Origin of the sequence: Arthrobacter sp. zg-Y1116 (assembly GCF_024385485.1) — a bacterium.
Classification (GTDB): domain Bacteria; phylum Actinomycetota; class Actinomycetes; order Actinomycetales; family Micrococcaceae; genus Arthrobacter_B.
Genome location: NZ_JANFLR010000006.1, coordinates 64,526 through 81,573 on the forward strand (window position 1 = coordinate 64,526; position 17,048 = coordinate 81,573).

The window sequence follows — 17,048 nt, forward strand, 5'->3', positions numbered from 1 at the left end:
CATTAGGCTGGAACGGTGTCCACTACCCCTTCCCGCCCGCCGCGGATCGGCGTCGTCGTTGTAGCCGGAGGATCCGGCCAGCGGCTTGGCTACGGCATGCCCAAGGCCCAGGTTCCGCTTGCCGGGGAGCCCATGCTCGTCCACGCCCTCCGCGCCGTCCAATCCGCCGATATCGCCGCCGCCATTGCCGTCGCCGTGCCGGCCGGTGACACCGTGATGCGCAGCATCTGTGACCGGTTCCCGGCCCCTGTCCAAGCGGTCGACGGCGGAGCCACCCGACCCGAATCCGTCCGGGCTGCGCTGAAGGCGCTGCCCGCGGACCTGGACGCGGTGCTGGTCCACGACGCAGCCCGTGCGCTGACGCCGCCGGAGGTGTTCCACCGCGTGGCAGCAGCACTGGCTGCGGGTGCCTCGGCGGTCATTCCTGCCATACCGGTGGTGGATACCGTCAAGGACACGGCACCCGTGCCGGCTGCCGAGGCGGCGGCCTCCGGGACCTCCTCGGTCGCCGCGCGCCTTGTCACCGGGACGCCCGACCGTTCCCGGCTGCGTGCCGTGCAGACCCCGCAGGGCTTCGACGCGGCCCTGCTCCGCCGGGCCCACGACGCGGCTCTCTCCTTCGACACGGCCACGGCAGCGGCCGTCACCGACGACGCCATGCTCGTGGAGTCCCTGGGGGCCGAGGTCTACGTGGTCGAAGGTTCACAGCTGTCCCTGAAAATCACCACTCCGCTGGACCTGGTGCTCGCGGAAGCGATCCTGGCCGGCGGGCACCACCGCCAGGAGGACTGAAATGGCCCTGCCACGCACCGGAATCGGCGTCGATGTACACGCCTTCGCGCCCGACGACGCACCGCGGCCGCTCTGGGTAGCCGGCCTTCAGTGGGAAGGCGAGCGGGGCCTGGCCGGGCACTCCGACGGCGATCCGGTGGCCCACGCCGCCGCAGACGCACTGTTCTCGGCTGCCGGGCTGGGGGATCTGGGGACCCACTTCGGCACCGACCGGCCGGAATACGCCGGCGCTGCAGGGACAGTACTCCTCGGCGAGGCTGCCCGCATTGTGCGGGCGGCGGGTTTCGAGATCGGCAACATCGCCGTGCAGCTGATCGGCAACCGGCCCAAGTTCAGTCCCCGCCGGGCCGAGGCTGAAGCGGTCCTGAGTGCGGCTGCCGGCGCGCCGGTCAGCGTATCCGCCACCACCACCGACCGTCTGGGCTTCACCGGCCGCGGCGAGGGGATCGCCGCGGTGGCTACCGCCGTCGTCGCTGCCGCTGCAACGGCCGCTGACTGAGGGCGCGCGGTTTCGGCTAGCCTAGAGCAGTGAGCTTGAGATTCTATGACACCGCAACAGCGCAGGTCCGGGACTTCGTTCCCCTGGTTGAAGGCAAGGCCAGCCTCTACTACTGCGGTGCCACCGTGCAGGGGCTCCCGCACGTAGGGCACATCCGCTCCGCCATCGCCTTTGACCAGCTCACCCGCTGGCTGCGTTACCGCGGGCTGCAGGTCACCGTGGTCCGCAATGTGACGGATATTGACGACAAGATCCTGGCCAAGGCAGCCGACTCCGTGGGCGCCGAACCGGCTCCCGGCGTCGTCCCGGACGAACCCTGGTGGGCGCTGGCCTACCGGTTCGAGCAGGAGTTCGCCAAGGCCTACGACACGCTCGGCGTCCAGCGACCCACCTACGAACCGCGCGCCACGGGACACATCCCGGAGATGCATGCGCTGATTGCGGCCCTGATCGAGCGCGGACACGCCTACCCGGCCCTGGACGCTTCCGGCGACGTTTACTTCGATGTGCGCTCCTGGCAGAAGTACGGGTCGCTGACCCGCCAGAACATCGATGACATGCAGGCAGCGCCCGACGCCGGCCCCCGGGGCAAGCGTGATCCGCGGGACTTCGCGCTGTGGAAGGGGCATAAGGAGGGCGAGCCGGAGACCGCGTCCTGGGACAGCCCCTGGGGCCGCGGACGCCCGGGCTGGCACCTGGAGTGCTCCGCCATGGTCACCAAGTACCTCGGTACCGAGTTCGATATCCACGGCGGCGGGCTGGACCTGCGCTTCCCGCACCACGAGAACGAGATGGCGCAGTCCCAGGCCGCGGGCCACGGCTTCGCGAACTTCTGGATGCACAACGGCATGGTCACCTTCGAGGGCGAGAAGATGTCCAAGTCCATCGGCAACACCATCAGCCCGACTCAAATGCTGGAGCAGGCCACCCCCCGCGTGGTCCGGTATTACCTGGGCCAGGCCCATTACCGTTCGGTGCTGGACTACCGGCCGACGTCCCTTCAGGAGGCGGCCGCCGCCGTCGAGCGTATCGACGGGTTCCTTGCCAAGGCTGCTGCGAAGGTCGACGCCGCGCCCGCCGCGGTTCCGGATGCCTTCGCTGCCGCCATGGACGATGACCTGAATGTTCCCCAGGCCCTGGCCGTGCTGCATGAAACCGTGCGCGCCGGTAACACGGCCCTTGCCGCCGGCGACAATGAAACCGTTCAGCGCGCGCTGGGACAGGTGCGGGCGATGACCTCCGTCCTGGGCCTGGACGACGCGACGGACGCCGCAGCGCAGTCCGGTCCCGCCGACGCCGCACTGGACGCCCTGGTGCAGGACCGGCTCGCCGAACGGAACGCTGCGCGGGCCGCAAAGGACTGGGCCCGGGCCGACGCGATCCGCGATTCGCTGGCTGCCGCCGGCATCACCGTGGAGGACGGCGCCGACGGCGTTACATGGAGTGTCGCCTGAGTCCAGCAGCGGTGTCCGCCAACCCGGCCGCGGACTGCGTAAACTGGAAGTGAATGCTTTCTTCTAGTAAAGGTGTAACCGATGGCCAACAATGGACGTCCCGGCGCAATGCGCAAAGCCAAGAAGGGCCCCAGCGGCGGTACCGGCGGGCTCGGCCGCAAGGCCCTCGAGGGCAAGGGCCCCACACCCAAGGCTGAAGAACGCCCGTACCACAAGGCGTTCAAGAGCAAGCAGCTTGCTGAGCGGTCCGCAGCCAAGCACGGCGACGCCAAGCGCGGCGATGCCCGTGCCGGCGGCCGCAGCGGCACCAACGTCCGCGGCAAGGTGGCTGAGGAAGTCGTTACCGGCCGCAACTCCGTCGTGGAAGCGCTGCGCGCGGGCATCCCGGCGAAGGCACTGCACGTTGCCGTCCGTATCGACATGGATGACCGGGTCCGGGAATCCCTGAAGATGGCAGCCGAACGCGGCCTGCCGGTGATGGAAACGCACAAGCCCGAGCTGGACCGCATGACCAACGAGGCCGTTCACCAGGGCCTTGTCCTGCAGATCCCGCCGTACGAGTACGCCGACCCCACCGACCTCGCCTCCGAGACCCTTGAGGCCTGGAAGAAGGGCCACATCCGCAACGCGCCGCTCTTCGTCGCCCTGGACGGCATCACCGATCCGCGCAACCTCGGCGCGATCATCCGGTCTGCCTCGGCCTTCAGCGCACACGGCGTCGTCGTTCCGGAACGCCGGGCGGTGGGCGTCACCGCCTCGGCGTGGAAGACCAGCGCCGGTGCTGCCGTCCGCGTCCCCGTGGCACGTGCCGGCAACCTGAACAACACCCTCAAGACGTTCAAGAAGATGGGTATTTTCGTCCTGGGCCTGGACGGCGACGGCGATGTATCGCTTCCCGCCATCGTGCTGGCCAAGGAACCGATCTGCATCGTGGTGGGTTCCGAGGGGAAGGGCCTGTCCCGCCTGGTCCGGGAGAACTGCGACCAGATTGTCTCCATCCCCATCGACTCCGCCATGGAGTCGCTCAACGCGTCCATGGCCGTCGGCATCACCCTGTACGAAATCTCCCGGCAGCGTTCCTCCTAATCCGGGCCGGGGTCACCGGCAGCAAAGGGCGTACATGGAACACGTGATCGGCGGAACCACCGCGGGCAGCGCCTCGAAGCGGGACTCGCGGCCCTTGCCGCTAGGCGTCAGGCACACCGTTTCAGGTGTGCCTGACATCCCTGATGCCGTCAATGTCTCCGTTTACGCCCCGGGCCTGCCCGCCGTCGATGTGTACTACGAGACGGCTCCCGGCCACTGGTCCACGGCCCCGCTGACGGACACTGTCCTCGGGATCCACCACGGCCGGGTGTACGGCCTGCGGCCCGGAAGCCGCTACGGCTTCTGGCCGCGGGGCCGGTCCCTTCCGGCAGAGCCTGGCAGCTTCCAGCTGTTGCTGGACCCCTACGGGCGCGGCATCGAAGCGGATCCGGTGCAGGGGAGCCAGGTCTATTACTCGGTGTACACCGCCGGGGACTTTGACTGGGGCACCGTCCGCCGTCCCCATACCCCCTGGCGGGACACCGTCATCTATGAGGCCCATGTTCGGGGCCAGACCATGCTGCATCCCGGGATTCCGGAAGAGCTCCGGGGCACCTACGCCGGCATGGGGCACCCGGTGATGGTCCAGTACCTGCAGGACCTGGGCATCACTGCGGTGGAACTGCTGCCGGTGCATTTCCATGCCGACGAACTGCACCTGCAGGAGCTGGGGCTGGCAAATTACTGGGGTTACAACACACTCGGGTTCTTCGCCCCGCATGATGCCTACGCCACGCGGGCCGCGCGGGAAGCCGGCGCCCAGGCGGTGCAGGATGAGCTCAAGGGGATGGTGAAGTCCCTTCACGAGGCCGGCATCGAAGTCCTGCTGGACGTGGTGTACAACCACACGGCCGAGGGTGAGCCCGACCAGCCCGCGCTGAGCTGGCGCGGACTGGGAGACGAAACCTATTACCGGCACGGCCCGGACGGTGGGTACGTAGACACCACGGGCTGCGGAAACACCCTGGACTTCAGCGAACCCCGGATCATCCAGCTGGCGCTGGACTCCCTGCGCTACTGGGTGCAGGAGTACCACGTGGACGGTTTCCGCTTCGACCTCGCCCCCTCGCTCTGCCGCGGCGCAGACGGCCGGTTCGATCCGAGGCACCCTTTCCTCGTAGCAGTGGCAGCCGACTCCGTGCTGCAGGACGTAAAGCTGATCTCGGAGCCGTGGGACGTGGGGCCGGACGGCTGGCAAACCGGCCGGTTCCCGCAGGGCTGGGCCGACTGGAACGACCACTTCCGCGACATTGTCCGGGACTTTTGGCTTCGCGGCCAAGCGGACGTTGCCGCGGGGCGGGAAGGAGGTTCCCTGGCGCGGCTGGCGGGTGCATTGGCCGGTTCCGCCGAACTCTTCGTCCACTCCGGCCGGACACCGCTGGCCTCGATCAACTTTGTCACGGCCCACGACGGGTTCACCCTCTCCGACCTGACCATGTTCGAGCGCAAGCACAACGAAGCCAACGGTGAAGAAAACCGGGACGGCACGGGAGAAAACCGCAGCTACAACCACGGCATGGAGGGACCCACGGACGATGAACGGATCAACGCTGCCCGGAGCCTGACTGCCCGGAACCTGATGGCTACGCTCACCATGTCCCTGGGCGTGCCCATGCTCACGGCCGGAGACGAAATCGGCCGGAGCCAGCGCGGGAACAACAATGCGTACTGCCAGGACAACGAGCTCTCCTGGCTGAACTGGAACCTCGACGACGCCGCGCAACGCATGCTCTCGACCACCCGTGAGCTGCTGCGCCTGCGCCGCGAATATCTCGCCAGCCAGCCGTACCGCTTCCCGGCCGACCGCCGGCAGTCCTTCCTGCTCTGGTTCGATCAGGAGGGAAAGCCCATGACACCGGAACAGTGGAGCGATCCCGCCACCCGTGTGGTGCAGGTCCTGATCGGCTCCGGAGACGGTTCGCTGAACGGGTTGATGGTCCTCAACGGCACGCTGTCCGACGTCGAAGTCCGGCTTCCGGACGCACCGACGGTCCGCAGCGCGGCCGCCGAAACGGGCAACGGTTTCGAGGACATTTCTGCCCCTGGTGAATCTTCCGGATACGAACTCGTCTTCTCCACCGCTTCGGATCCGGGGGAGCGCCGGGGCCAAATCCGTCCGTCGGGCACCACCGATCTCGTTCCTGCGAACTCGATCAGCCTCTACCGCGCCTGAGCACTGAGATCAGCCGCCATCGAGGGGCAACGGCAACGATCCGTCCCACGTTAGGTGAGGAAGGCCTCTGGCCGGCTCCGGCCGTCCCACGTTAGGTGCGGAACGCCACCAATCCGCTCCGGACGTTCCGGGTTAGGCGGCTTTAATAATTCCCGCGAGCTCTGCGAGCGGGGATTTTCGTTGCCGCCGTTCCGGAACGCCCGGCGCGGACACCAAGGCGCGGCCACCAGGGCGCGGACACCAAGGCGCGGCCACCAGGGCGCGGCCACCAAGGCGCGGCTAAGCGTTGACGACGAGCCCCAGTTCAGCCTTCGACGCCAGCCCGGAATGCCTCGGCAGCACTCGGACGGTGTAGCCGAACGGTCCGGCCTGCTCGATGCGGATGGTGCCCGTGAACAGGTGGCGGCCCGACCCTAGGTCTTCCGTCGGCGCAAGCTCTTGGATGCGGTGCTCGCTGATCCGGTCGTTCTCGGTCACCATGCCGTAGGCGGCTTCCACGCTGACGTCCTCCGGCCGCAGGGAGCCGAGGGAAACATAGGCCTGCACCGTCAGGGTGTCGCCGATCTGCGGGTTTTCGCTGACGCCTACGGAATCCACGTTTTCCACCTGCACAGTGGACCACCCGTCACGTACCCGTGTGATCCACAGGGCGAGTTCCTTCGCAGCGGTGTACCCGTCCGCCGCCATGGACCGTCCGGAAGAACTGGCGGGCCGGTACAGCCGGTTCACGTAGTCCTTGAGCATCCTGGAAGCGGAAACATTCGGTCCCAGATCCGCCAGGGTGTGCTTGACCATTTCCAGCCACTCGTGCGGCAGGGAATCAGTAGGCGGATCCGAAGGACCGGCCGCGCCGGCAGCGGCCGGCGGCTCCGTCCCGTAGAACATGGGCCCCACTGAGTTCTCCAGCAGGTCATAAAGCGCGGCTGCCTCAATGTCGTCCCGCTGGTCCGCGTTGTAGACCTCCCGGGTCCGCGTTCCCTTGCTGGGATTGGCGGAGGGGATGGCCCACCCGTTGTTGCCGTCGAACATCTCGTCCCACCATCCGTCGAGGATGGAGAGGTTCAGTCCGCCGTTGATGGCCGACTTCATGCCGGAGGTGCCGGAGGCTTCCAATGGGCGCAGCGGATTGTTCAGCCACACGTCACACCCGGGGAACAGGGTCTGAGCCATCGCAATGTCGTAGTTGGGCAGGAAAACGATCCGGTGCCGGACCTCAGGGTCGTCGGTGAAGCGCACCAGGTCCTGGATCATTTTCTTGCCCTGTTCATCGGCAGGGTGGGACTTGCCGGCCACAACTACCTGAATGGGGTGGGTGGGATGCAGCAGCAGTGCCTTGAGCCGGTCCGGGTCCCGCAGCATCAGGGTCAGCCGCTTGTAGGTGGGCACCCGGCGGGCAAAGCCAATGGTCAGCACGTCCGGATCCAGCACGTGCTGCGTCCAGGCCAGCTCCGCGTCAGAGGCACCGCGCCGCCGCCAGGCGCGCTTGACGCGGCGCCGGACGTCGTGGACCAGGTTGCTGCGCAGCTTCCGCCGCAGGTCCCACAGATCCTTGTCATCAAGCTCGTAGGCCCTGCCCCAGTCGCGGTCGTGCACGGTGGCGACGCCGAACTTTTCGCTGGCGAGGGCAGTGACCTCCGGGTCGATCCAGGTGGGGACGTGCACGCCGTTGGTCACGGACGTGATCGGTACTTCGGACACGTCAAAGCCCGGCCACAGGCCGGAGAACATCTCCCGGGAGACTTCGCCGTGCAGCTTGGCTACGCCGTTGGCCCGCTGGGCCAGCCGCAGGCCCATGACTGCCATGTTGAATTTGGTCGAATCTCCACCCTCGTAGTTCTCCGCGCCCAGGGCCAGGATCTTGTCGGTGGGGACCGACTGTGCCAGGCCCGCGGTGAAGAAGTGGCGGATCTGTGTTTGCTCGAACCGGTCGATACCGGCCGGGACCGGTGTGTGCGTGGTGAATACCGTCGAAGCGCGGGAGACGGTCAGCGCTTCCTCCCACGTCATGCCCTGGTCCATCAGTTCGCGGATGCGCTCTACGCCCAGGAAGCCGGCATGGCCTTCGTTGCTGTGGAAGACCTCGGCGGGCGGAGCCCCGGTGAGCCGCTGGTGTACGCGCAGGGCCTTTACGCCGCCCATGCCCAGCAGCAGTTCCTGCTGCAGCCGGTGGTCTCCGCCTCCTCCGTACAGGCGGTCCGTGATGCCGCGGGCGGCGTCGTCGTTCCCGATGACGTCCGAGTCCAGCAACAGCAGGGGTACGCGCCCGACGTCGGCACGCCAGATCTGGGCCGAAAGCTGGCGGTTGTCCGGGAGCGGCAGGGTGATTCTCGCCGGGGTGCCGTCTTCCTCGCGCAGCAGGGTCAACGGCAGGGCATTGGGGTCCAGTACGGGATAGGTTTCCAGCTGCCAGCCGTCGCGGGAGAGTGCCTGCTTGAAATACCCGGCCTTGTAGAGCAGCCCCACCGCAACCAGGGGCACTCCAAGATCGGAGGCGGCCTTCAAATGGTCGCCGGCCAGGATCCCCAGGCCGCCGGAGTACTGGGGGAGTACGGCGCTGATGCCGTACTCGGGGGAGAAGTACGCAATGGACGCCGGGGCGTCGTCACCCAGGCCCTGGTACCAGCGGGGCTCGTTGAGGTACTTGTCCAGGTCCGCGCCGAGATCGGCGATCACGGAGACCAGGTGCTCATCCTGTGCAATGCTCTCGAGCTTCTCCCGGCTCACGGTCCCGAGAAGCTTCACGGGGTCCCCGCCGCTGGACTTCCAGGCAGCAGGGTCGATGCTTTCAAACAACCTGAGCGTCGGCTGGTGCCAGGACCACCGGAGGTTCGAGGCCAGCTTCCCCAATGGGGCGATGCTGGACGGGAGGACGGTTCGGACGGTAAATCTGCGGATAGCCTTCACCCCGGTCACGCTAGCGCACTAACGCGTCGGATAAACCAAAATGACGGACAAATAATCAGGTAAATACCAGGCTGCTTGAAAACGCCGCCAAACCATGGCCGACCTGCGGTGATTCCATAAAAGTACGTTGCCTTAGCATTCTGCCCGGATTCTCGATAACGTCTAGTCTGTGAGCACATCCAGCGCGTTGACACCAGAAGACCTGCCCTCGAAGGATCTCCGGTTTGGCCGGATTCCAATCACCAATGTGGCGCCCGTAGTGGAGTACGGGAGATTCCCCGCCAAAGCCGTGCCCGGAGAGGACCTCGTTATAGGGGCCACCGTGTTCCGCGAGGGACACGACCTGGTAGGGGCCAGTGCCGTCCTCTACGACCCCGAGGGCACCGTCGCGGCCCGCAGCCGGATGCACCCGGTGGGCCTGGGGCTTGACCGCTGGGAGGGCATGCTGCGCCCGGCCGGCACGGGCCATTGGAGCTTTGCCGTGGAGGGGTGGGCGGACGTCTACGCCACCTGGCACCACAACGCCGAGGTGAAAATCGCCGCCGGAGTCGACGTCGAGCTGATGCTCACCGAAGGCCACCAGCTGTTCATCACCGCTGCCGCCGAGCGCAGCGGCGCCGACGCCGAGGTCTTCCGCGCCGCTGCGGCAGCGCTCGCAGACTCCGCGCTGCCGGTCGAGGAACGCCTTGCCGCCGCCGGAACCGAAGCTGTCACCGCTATTCTCGACCGCGATCCGATCCGCGACCTGGTCACCAGCTCGGACCGCTTCCCCCTCCTGGTGGAGCGGGAGCTTGCCGGCCGCGGCGCCTGGTACGAATTCTTCCCCCGATCCGAAGGTGCGCAGTGGGATCCGGCCACCCGCGAGTGGACCTCGGGGACGTTCCGCACCGCTGCTCGCAGCCTGCAGCGCGTTGCGGACATGCAGTTCGACGTCATTTACCTGCCTCCCATCCATCCGATCGGCACCACGCACCGCAAGGGGCCGAACAACACCCTGGTTGCCGGCCCGCAGGATCCCGGCTCGCCCTGGGCCATCGGCGCGCCCGAGGGCGGCCACGATGCCATCCACCCCGATCTGGGGACGTTCGAGGACTTCGACGCGTTCGTGGGCAGCGCCCGGGAACTGGGTCTTGAGGTAGCCATTGACCTTGCACTGCAGGCTTCCCCGGACCACCCCTGGGTGACCAGCCATCCGGAATGGTTCACGACCCGCGTTGACGGTTCGATTGCCTACGCCGAGAACCCCCCGAAGAAGTACCAGGACATCTATCCCCTGAACTTCGACAATGACTACGAGGGCCTCTCGCAGGAGATCCTGCGCATCGTGCGGCTGTGGATCAGCCACGGCGTGCAGATCTTCCGGGTGGACAACCCCCACACCAAGCCGCTGCGGTTCTGGGAATGGCTGATCGGCAAGGTGAACGAAGAGTACCCGGGCGTGGTCTTCCTGGCCGAAGCATTCACCCGCCCGCCCATGATGCATGCACTGGCCAAGGCCGGGTTCCAGCAGTCCTACAGCTACTTCACCTGGCGGAACACCCGCGAAGAGATCGAGGAGTACTTCACCGAGGTATCCCGCGAGTCGTCGGCCTTCTTCCGGCCCAACTTCTTCGTGAACACCCCGGACATCCTCACCGAATTCCTGCAGTTCGGCGGCCCCGGAGCCTTCAAGATCCGCGCCGTGCTGGCTGCCACCGGCAGCCCGCTGTGGGGCGTCTACGCCGGCTACGAGCTGTTTGAGCACGTCGCCCGGCCCGGGGCCGAGGAATACATCGACAACGAAAAGTTCGAGTACAAGCAGCGGGACTTCGCCGCAGCGGAAGCTGAAGGCCGCAGCCTCGCCCCGTACATCACCCGGCTGAACGAAATCCGCCGTACCCATCCCGCTTTGGGGGACCTCGAGAACCTCACGGTGCACTCCAGCACCGACGACTGCACCGTGGTCTACTCCAAATACAAAGAGACCCGCCCCGGCGATCCGTCCAGCCGGGACACACTCATTATTGTGGTTAACGTGGACCCCCACAGCGCCCGCGAATCCACTGTCACGCTCGACCTCGATGCGCTTCACCTCGCCCCGCAGGATTTGAACGAAGACGGCACCTTCTGGGTGGATGACCTGATCAGCGGCCAGAGCTGGCGCTGGGGAGCCCACAATTACGTCCGCCTGGACGCCCACTTTGAACCCGCGCACATCCTGTCAGTTCGGAGGAACTCCTAGTGCCCAACCCGTTTCAACTGCACGCACCCGGCTTGACCAATGACCCTCATTGGTACCGCAAGGCCGTTTTCTATGAGGTACTGGTCCGCGGCTTCGCGGACGCCAACGGGGATGGATCAGGTGACTTCAGCGGCCTGATCGAAAAGCTGGACTACCTGCAGTGGCTGGGCATCGATTGCCTCTGGCTGCCGCCGTTCTTCAAGTCACCGCTGCGTGACGGCGGTTATGACATCTCCGACTACTACGATGTCCTCGACGAATTCGGGACCATCAGCGACTTCAAGCGCCTGGTTGCAGAAGCACACGCCCGCGGACTGCGCGTCATCATCGACCTCCCGCTGAACCACACCTCGGACAAGCACCCGTGGTTCGAGGAGTCCCGCAGCGACCCGGACGGTCCTTACGGGGACTTCTACGTCTGGTCCGACACGGACCAGAAGTACGAAGACGCCCGCATCATCTTCGTGGACACCGAGGAATCGAACTGGTCCTTCGACCCGGTCCGCCGGCAGTTCTTCTGGCACCGGTTCTTCAGCCACCAGCCGGACCTGAACTTCGAGAACCCCAAGGTGGTCGAGGCGATCTTCGACGTCGTCCGCTTCTGGCTGGACCAGGGCATCGACGGATTCCGGGCCGACGCGATCCCGTACCTCTTCGAAGAGGACGGCACGAACTGTGAAAACCTCCCGGCCACGCACCGGTTCCTCAAGGACCTGCGCACCATGGTCGACGAGAACTACCCGGGCCGCGTCATCATCGCCGAGGCTAACCAGATGCCGCACGAAGTGGTGGAGTACTTCGGCGACGAAACCGGCGACGAGTGCCACATGTGCTTCCACTTCCCGATCATGCCGCGCCTGTTCTACGCGCTGCGGGACCAGAAGGCCGCTCCGATCATCCAGACAATGGAAGAGACCCCGGAGATTCCGGCCGGCGCACAGTGGGGAACCTTCCTGCGCAACCATGACGAGCTGACGCTGGAAATGGTCACCAATGAGGAGCGCCAGGCGATGCTCGGCTGGTACGCGCCGGATTCCCGCATGCGGGCCAACATCGGCATCCGACGCCGACTGGCTCCGCTGCTGGACAACTCCCGGTCGGAGATCGAGCTGATCCACGCGATGCTGCTGGCCCTGCCCGGCAGCCCGTTCCTGTACTACGGCGATGAGCTGGGCATGGGGGACAACATCTGGCTGGAAGACCGCGATTCTTCCCGCACACCCATGCAGTGGAACCCGGACCGCAATGCCGGATTCTCCACCGCCGATCCCGGCAAGCTGTACCTGCCGGTGGTGCAGTCGCTGGTTTACCACTACAACCACGTCAATGTGGAAGCGCAGCTGGCCAGCTCGAGTTCGCTGCTGCACTGGATCCGGCAGATGATCATGGTCCGCCGCGCCCACCCGGCCTTCGGCCTGGGGTCCTACCGCAACGTGCCGACCGATGCCGAAGCAGCCCTGGCCTTCGTGCGCGAACTGCCGGACAACAACCCGGAGGGCGAGGTGGGCGAGACAGTGCTGTGTATCTTCAACCTCTCCCAGCACCCCATCTCCGCGTCCATGAAGCTGCCGGAGTTCGCCAACCGCGGACTGCGGGACGCTTTCGGCGGCACGCTCTTCCCCACCATCGGAGAAGACGGTTCCCTGACGCTGACCCTGGGCAGCCACGACTTCTATTGGCTGCGCCTGCGGTCGGTGAAGTCTGACACTTCGTCGCCCCAGACCGAAGCCATCCCCATGATTCCGATCTCGGAGGCGGCACGGAGATGAGTCCGTTGACGCCGTCCCTGCCCGAAATGCTGACGTCCTGGCTCCCCGGGCAACGCTGGTTCCCTGCAAAGGGCCGCGAAGTCCTGCTGGAAAGGGTCGGCGGGATCCGGCTCGAGGATCCGGCCGGCGAGGTTGGACTTGAAGTCCACCTCATCGCCGTCGCCTCCGGGGACCGCCGTGACGTCATCAGCGTGCCGGTGAGCTACCGGAGCGCACCTGTCCCCGAGTTGGAAGCCGCACTGCTGGGCCGGGCGCATGAGGAAGACCTGGGGGAGCGGTGGCTGTACGACGCGACCGCCGACCCGGTCTTCGTCACCGCCTGGCTGGAACTGATGCGTTCCCAGGCGTCGTCCCTGGACGGGCATACGCACGGCTTCGCCCTGGACGGCTTCGCCGACTGGGCGCCGTTCCGGGCGCCGCTGCCCACCAAGGTCCTGAAGGGCGAACAGTCCAACACCTCCGTGATTGTGCAGGCCCCTGAAGCCCCGTTGATCGTGAAGTTCTACCGCGTGGTGGCCGCCGGGGAGAGTCCGGACGTCGAAGTCAGCGCACGGCTGACCGAGGTCGGCTCGGTGGACGTTCCGGCCACCTACGGCTGGGTGACCGGTTCCTGGACGGACCCGGCGGACGACTCCGGCGAGATACTGCTGACCGGGCACCTGTCCGTGCTGCGGGAATTCTTCCCTGGCAGCGAAGACGCCTGGCGGACCGCTTCCTCGGCGGCCCTTGCCGGCCGGGATTTCACCACGGAGGCCGAGGAGTTGGGTGCGGCCACCGGCCGCATCCACCAGCAGTTGGCAGCAGCATTCGGCAGCCGGCCTCCCAGCCCGGTGGAACGCGAGGAATTCCTCGAATCCCTCAGTTCCCGGATTCGGTGGGCGTGGGCGGAAGCACGGGACGTCGTCGGGCCTTTTGACGATGCCGTGGAGTACCTGCTGGAGCAGGTTCGCAACCTGCAGGCGTTGCCCAACCTGCAGCGCATCCATGCCGATTACCATCTTGGACAGGTGCTGCGGGTGCCCGACCGGGGCTGGATCGTCCTTGACTTCGAGGGCGAGCCGCTGCGGCCCGCCGCCGAACGCAGTGTCCCCGATGCGCCGCTGCGCGACGTCGTGGGCATGCTGCGCTCGATCGACTACGCCGCCGGCGTCGCCCTGATCGACGGCGCCGAGGGTACCGGCGAACCGGCCGCATCCGTGCAGGAGCGCAACGAGTCCGCCCACCGGTGGGCAGCAGCCGCGGCAGACGCCTTCCTTCGCGGTTACGAGAAGGAAACCGGCACCACCATCAACCGCAGCGACCCCCTGTTCCTGGCCCTGTGGCTGGACAAGGCGCTGTACGAAGTTGTCTACGAGATGCGAAACCGCCCCCGCTGGATCAGCGTGCCGGCGACGGCCGTCCGCCACATTCTGGCGCAGGCCGAGAACGCAGCACGCGCGGACGAGAGCCAGGAAGAGAGCACAGTGAATAAGCCACGCAAGTCGCGGTCCACATCCGCTACCGCAGAGCCCGAGGTGCCCGACGTTCCCGTCTCCACCGAGCCCATTCCGGTTTCCGAGGACGTGCTTCAGGCCGTGTCCGAAGGCCGCTACTACCAGCCGCACGCGGTCCTGGGCGCCCACCCGGATGACTCCGGAACCGTAACCATTCGAACGCTGCGTCCGCTGGCGCGCGAAGTCGTGGTCGTGACTCCCGAAAACCGGGTACCGCTGCAGCACGAGTACAACGGCATCTGGGTAGGCACCCTTCCGGCTTCGACGCCGGGCACCGTTCCGGATTACCGGGTGGAAGTGACGTACGACGGCGGCGAGCCCCAGCTGTTCGACGATCCGTACCGGTTCCTCCCGACCTTGGGCGACATTGACCTGCACCTGATTGGTGAAGGCCGGCACGAAAACCTGTGGACGGTCCTCGGCGCGAACCTGCACCACTACGATTCCGTGCTGGGCGACATCTCCGGCGTCAGCTTCGCAGTCTGGGCCCCCAACGCCCGCGCGGTACGGGTCAAGGGCGATTTCAACGGCTGGGATGGCACCATCAACGCGATGCGTTCCCTCGGCAGCTCCGGCGTCTGGGAAATCTTCCTGCCCGGTGTGGAACCGGGTGCCCGCTACAAATATGAAATCCTCTGCAGCGACGGCGTCTGGCGGGAAAAGGCCGACCCCATGGCCAAGGGCACCGAGGTGCCGCCGCTGACCGGTTCCCGCGTGGTCGAGTCCACCTATGAGTTCGGCGATGCCGAATGGATGGAGACCCGGGCCACCCGGGATCCGCACAATTCGCCGATGAGCGTGTACGAGGTGCACCTGGGTTCCTGGCGCCTGGGACTGAACTACCGGGAAATGGCCGACCAGCTGGCCGAATACGTCCAGTGGCAGGGCTTCACCCACGTGGAACTGATGCCCGTAGCCGAGCACCCCTTCGGCGGGTCATGGGGTTACCAGGTGACTTCCTACTTTGCCCCCACCGCTCGGTTCGGGCATCCGGATGAATTCCGCTACCTCGTGGACCGGTTGCACCAGGCCGGCATCGGCGTCATTCTGGACTGGGTTCCGGCCCACTTCCCCAAGGACCCCTGGGCGCTGGCGAAGTTCGACGGCCAGACGCTCTACGAGCACGGCGACCCGTTCCGCGGCGAGCAGTTGGACTGGGGAACCCTTGTCTTCGACTTCGGCCGCCGGGAAGTACGCAACTTCCTTGTCGCGAATGCGATCTACTGGCTCGAAGAGTTCCATGTGGACGGACTCCGGGTGGATGCCGTGGCATCCATGCTTTACCTGGACTACTCGCGGCCGGAAGGCCAGTGGACCCCCAACATCCACGGTGGCCGGGAGAACCTGGAAGCGATCTCCTTCCTCCAGGAAGTCAACGCGACCGCCTATAAGCGGGTGCCCGGCATTGTGATGATCGCCGAGGAATCCACTGCCTTCCCCGGCGTCACCCGTCCCACCAGCACCGGCGGGCTGGGCTTCGGGCTCAAATGGAACATGGGCTGGATGCACGACACCCTCCAGTACATGTCCGAGGATCCGATCAACCGGGTCTACCACCATGCCCAGCTGACCTTCTCCCTGGTCTACGCGTACACGGAGAACTTCCTGCTGCCCATCAGCCATGACGAAGTAGTGCATGGCAAGGGTTCCCTGCTGCGCAAGATGCCAGGTGACCGGTGGCAGCAGCTGGCTAACCTTCGCGCCTACCTTGCATTCCAGTGGGCGCACCCGGGCAAGCAGCTGATCTTCATGGGCACCGAGTTTGGCCAGGAAGCGGAATGGTCTGAGCAGTACGGACTGGACTGGTACCTGACGGACACCCCGCAGCATAAGGGCGTCCAGCTGATGGTGAAGCAGCTCAACGAGATCTACCGCAGCACTCCGGCGCTGTCCGCACGGGACAATGAGCCGGCGGGCTTCCAGTGGATCAATGAGAACGACGGCGCCCGCAATGTACTTTCGTTCATCCGCTGGGACCACCAGGGAAATCCGGTGGTCTGCGTAGCCAACTTCGCCGGCGCCCCGCACCAGGACTTCCGGCTGGGAATGCCGTGGGCCGGCGAGTGGGTGGAAGCACTGAATACCGACGCCGCTGAGTTCGGCGGTTCCGGGGTAGGGAACCTGGGCGTTGTGCACGCCGTTGAAGGTGCCTGCAACGGCCAGCCGGCCTCCGCCACGCTGACCGTTCCTCCGCTTGGCGTGCTGTACCTGGTTCCCAAGCCGTAAGCAGCTCCGCGCGGCCCGGCCTCCTTGAAAGAGGCCGGGCCTGCACCGGGTGCGCAGCCGCCCAAAAACCGTGCTAGAGTTAATACCCGCGCTGATCGAGGGAAATGAGATCCTGGACATTGAACCAGGAGACCGGATCCCACGGGTTTCAACCTTCAGTCGTGGGTCCGGGAACTAGCTTCCCGCCGGTTCGCCGGATGGATCAACGGCCGGATTGACACCCACCGGACAGTGTGGCTAAGATAGAAAAGTTGCTCCGGAGCGACGCAGAGCTTAGATCCCCTTGAGGATCGCCTGCTGGTGCCGGAAGCAGTCTGTTGTTTGAGAACTCAATAGTGTGCCAAGTTTATTGATACCAATTTATTTTGATTGGTTGAACAGGCCGTTTCCGCCCACCCCGTGGGTATGGGACGGTTTTTTTAGCCGGTTTC

9 protein-coding genes are annotated in these 17,048 nt (G+C 66.0%); 8 read left to right on the forward strand and 1 reads right to left on the reverse strand.

Going from position 1 to position 17,048, the window contains the following annotated elements; genetic code table 11:
* The first annotated feature begins 15 nt into the window (after positions 1 to 15).
* The 5 genes from ispD to glgX all read left to right on the forward strand — a co-directional run bounded on the left by ispD (position 16) and on the right by glgX (position 6,004).
* A complete protein-coding gene (gene ispD, locus NNX34_RS15910; protein ID WP_255767503.1) occupies positions 16 to 792 on the forward strand; it encodes a 2-C-methyl-D-erythritol 4-phosphate cytidylyltransferase in 777 nt (258 codons plus the stop codon).
* Position 793: 1 nt separating this feature from the next.
* Positions 794 to 1,291 carry a 2-C-methyl-D-erythritol 2,4-cyclodiphosphate synthase gene (gene ispF, locus NNX34_RS15915; protein WP_255767504.1) on the forward strand — a complete coding sequence of 166 codons (498 nt, stop codon included), beginning with the start codon at positions 794 to 796 and terminating at the stop codon, positions 1,289 to 1,291.
* Positions 1,292 to 1,320: 29 nt separating this feature from the next.
* A complete protein-coding gene (cysS, locus tag NNX34_RS15920) occupies positions 1,321 to 2,745 on the forward strand; it encodes a cysteine--tRNA ligase (protein ID WP_255767505.1) in 1,425 nt (474 codons plus the stop codon).
* Positions 2,746 to 2,826: 81 nt separating this feature from the next.
* Positions 2,827 to 3,831: a 23S rRNA (guanosine(2251)-2'-O)-methyltransferase RlmB gene (rlmB, locus tag NNX34_RS15925; protein ID WP_255767506.1), complete on the forward strand. Its 1,005-nt coding sequence runs from the start codon at positions 2,827 to 2,829 to the stop codon at positions 3,829 to 3,831.
* Positions 3,832 to 3,865: 34 nt separating this feature from the next.
* The gene (gene glgX, locus NNX34_RS15930) at positions 3,866 to 6,004 is read left to right on the forward strand and encodes a glycogen debranching protein GlgX (protein ID WP_255767507.1); all 2,139 of its coding nucleotides are present in this window, start codon (positions 3,866 to 3,868) and stop codon (positions 6,002 to 6,004) included.
* A gap of 279 nt (positions 6,005 to 6,283) precedes the next feature.
* Here the strand turns inward: glgX and glgP are convergent, their stop codons facing one another.
* Positions 6,284 to 8,908 (reverse strand): alpha-glucan family phosphorylase, encoded by a 2,625-nt coding sequence (glgP, locus tag NNX34_RS15935; RefSeq protein ID WP_255767508.1) that lies wholly within the window; start codon positions 8,906 to 8,908, stop codon positions 6,284 to 6,286.
* A gap of 169 nt (positions 8,909 to 9,077) precedes the next feature.
* Here glgP and NNX34_RS15940 point away from each other — a divergent pair, with 169 nt between their 5' ends.
* Genes NNX34_RS15940 through glgB form a run of 3 tightly spaced genes read left to right on the forward strand, consistent with a single transcriptional unit; the run spans position 9,078 to position 16,617 of the window.
* The gene (locus NNX34_RS15940) at positions 9,078 to 11,129 is read left to right on the forward strand and encodes an alpha-1,4-glucan--maltose-1-phosphate maltosyltransferase (protein WP_255767509.1); all 2,052 of its coding nucleotides are present in this window, start codon (positions 9,078 to 9,080) and stop codon (positions 11,127 to 11,129) included.
* Entirely contained in the window at positions 11,129 to 12,898 is a 1,770-nt protein-coding gene (treS, locus tag NNX34_RS15945) for a maltose alpha-D-glucosyltransferase (protein WP_255767510.1), read from the forward strand. Before NNX34_RS15940 ends, treS begins: the two co-directional genes overlap by 1 nt.
* On the forward strand, positions 12,895 to 16,617 hold the full coding sequence (glgB, locus tag NNX34_RS15950) for a 1,4-alpha-glucan branching protein GlgB (protein ID WP_255767511.1): 3,723 nt from the start codon (positions 12,895 to 12,897) through the stop codon (positions 16,615 to 16,617). The genes treS and glgB overlap by 4 nt, the downstream gene beginning before the upstream one ends.
* Positions 16,618 to 17,048 lie beyond the last annotated feature (431 nt).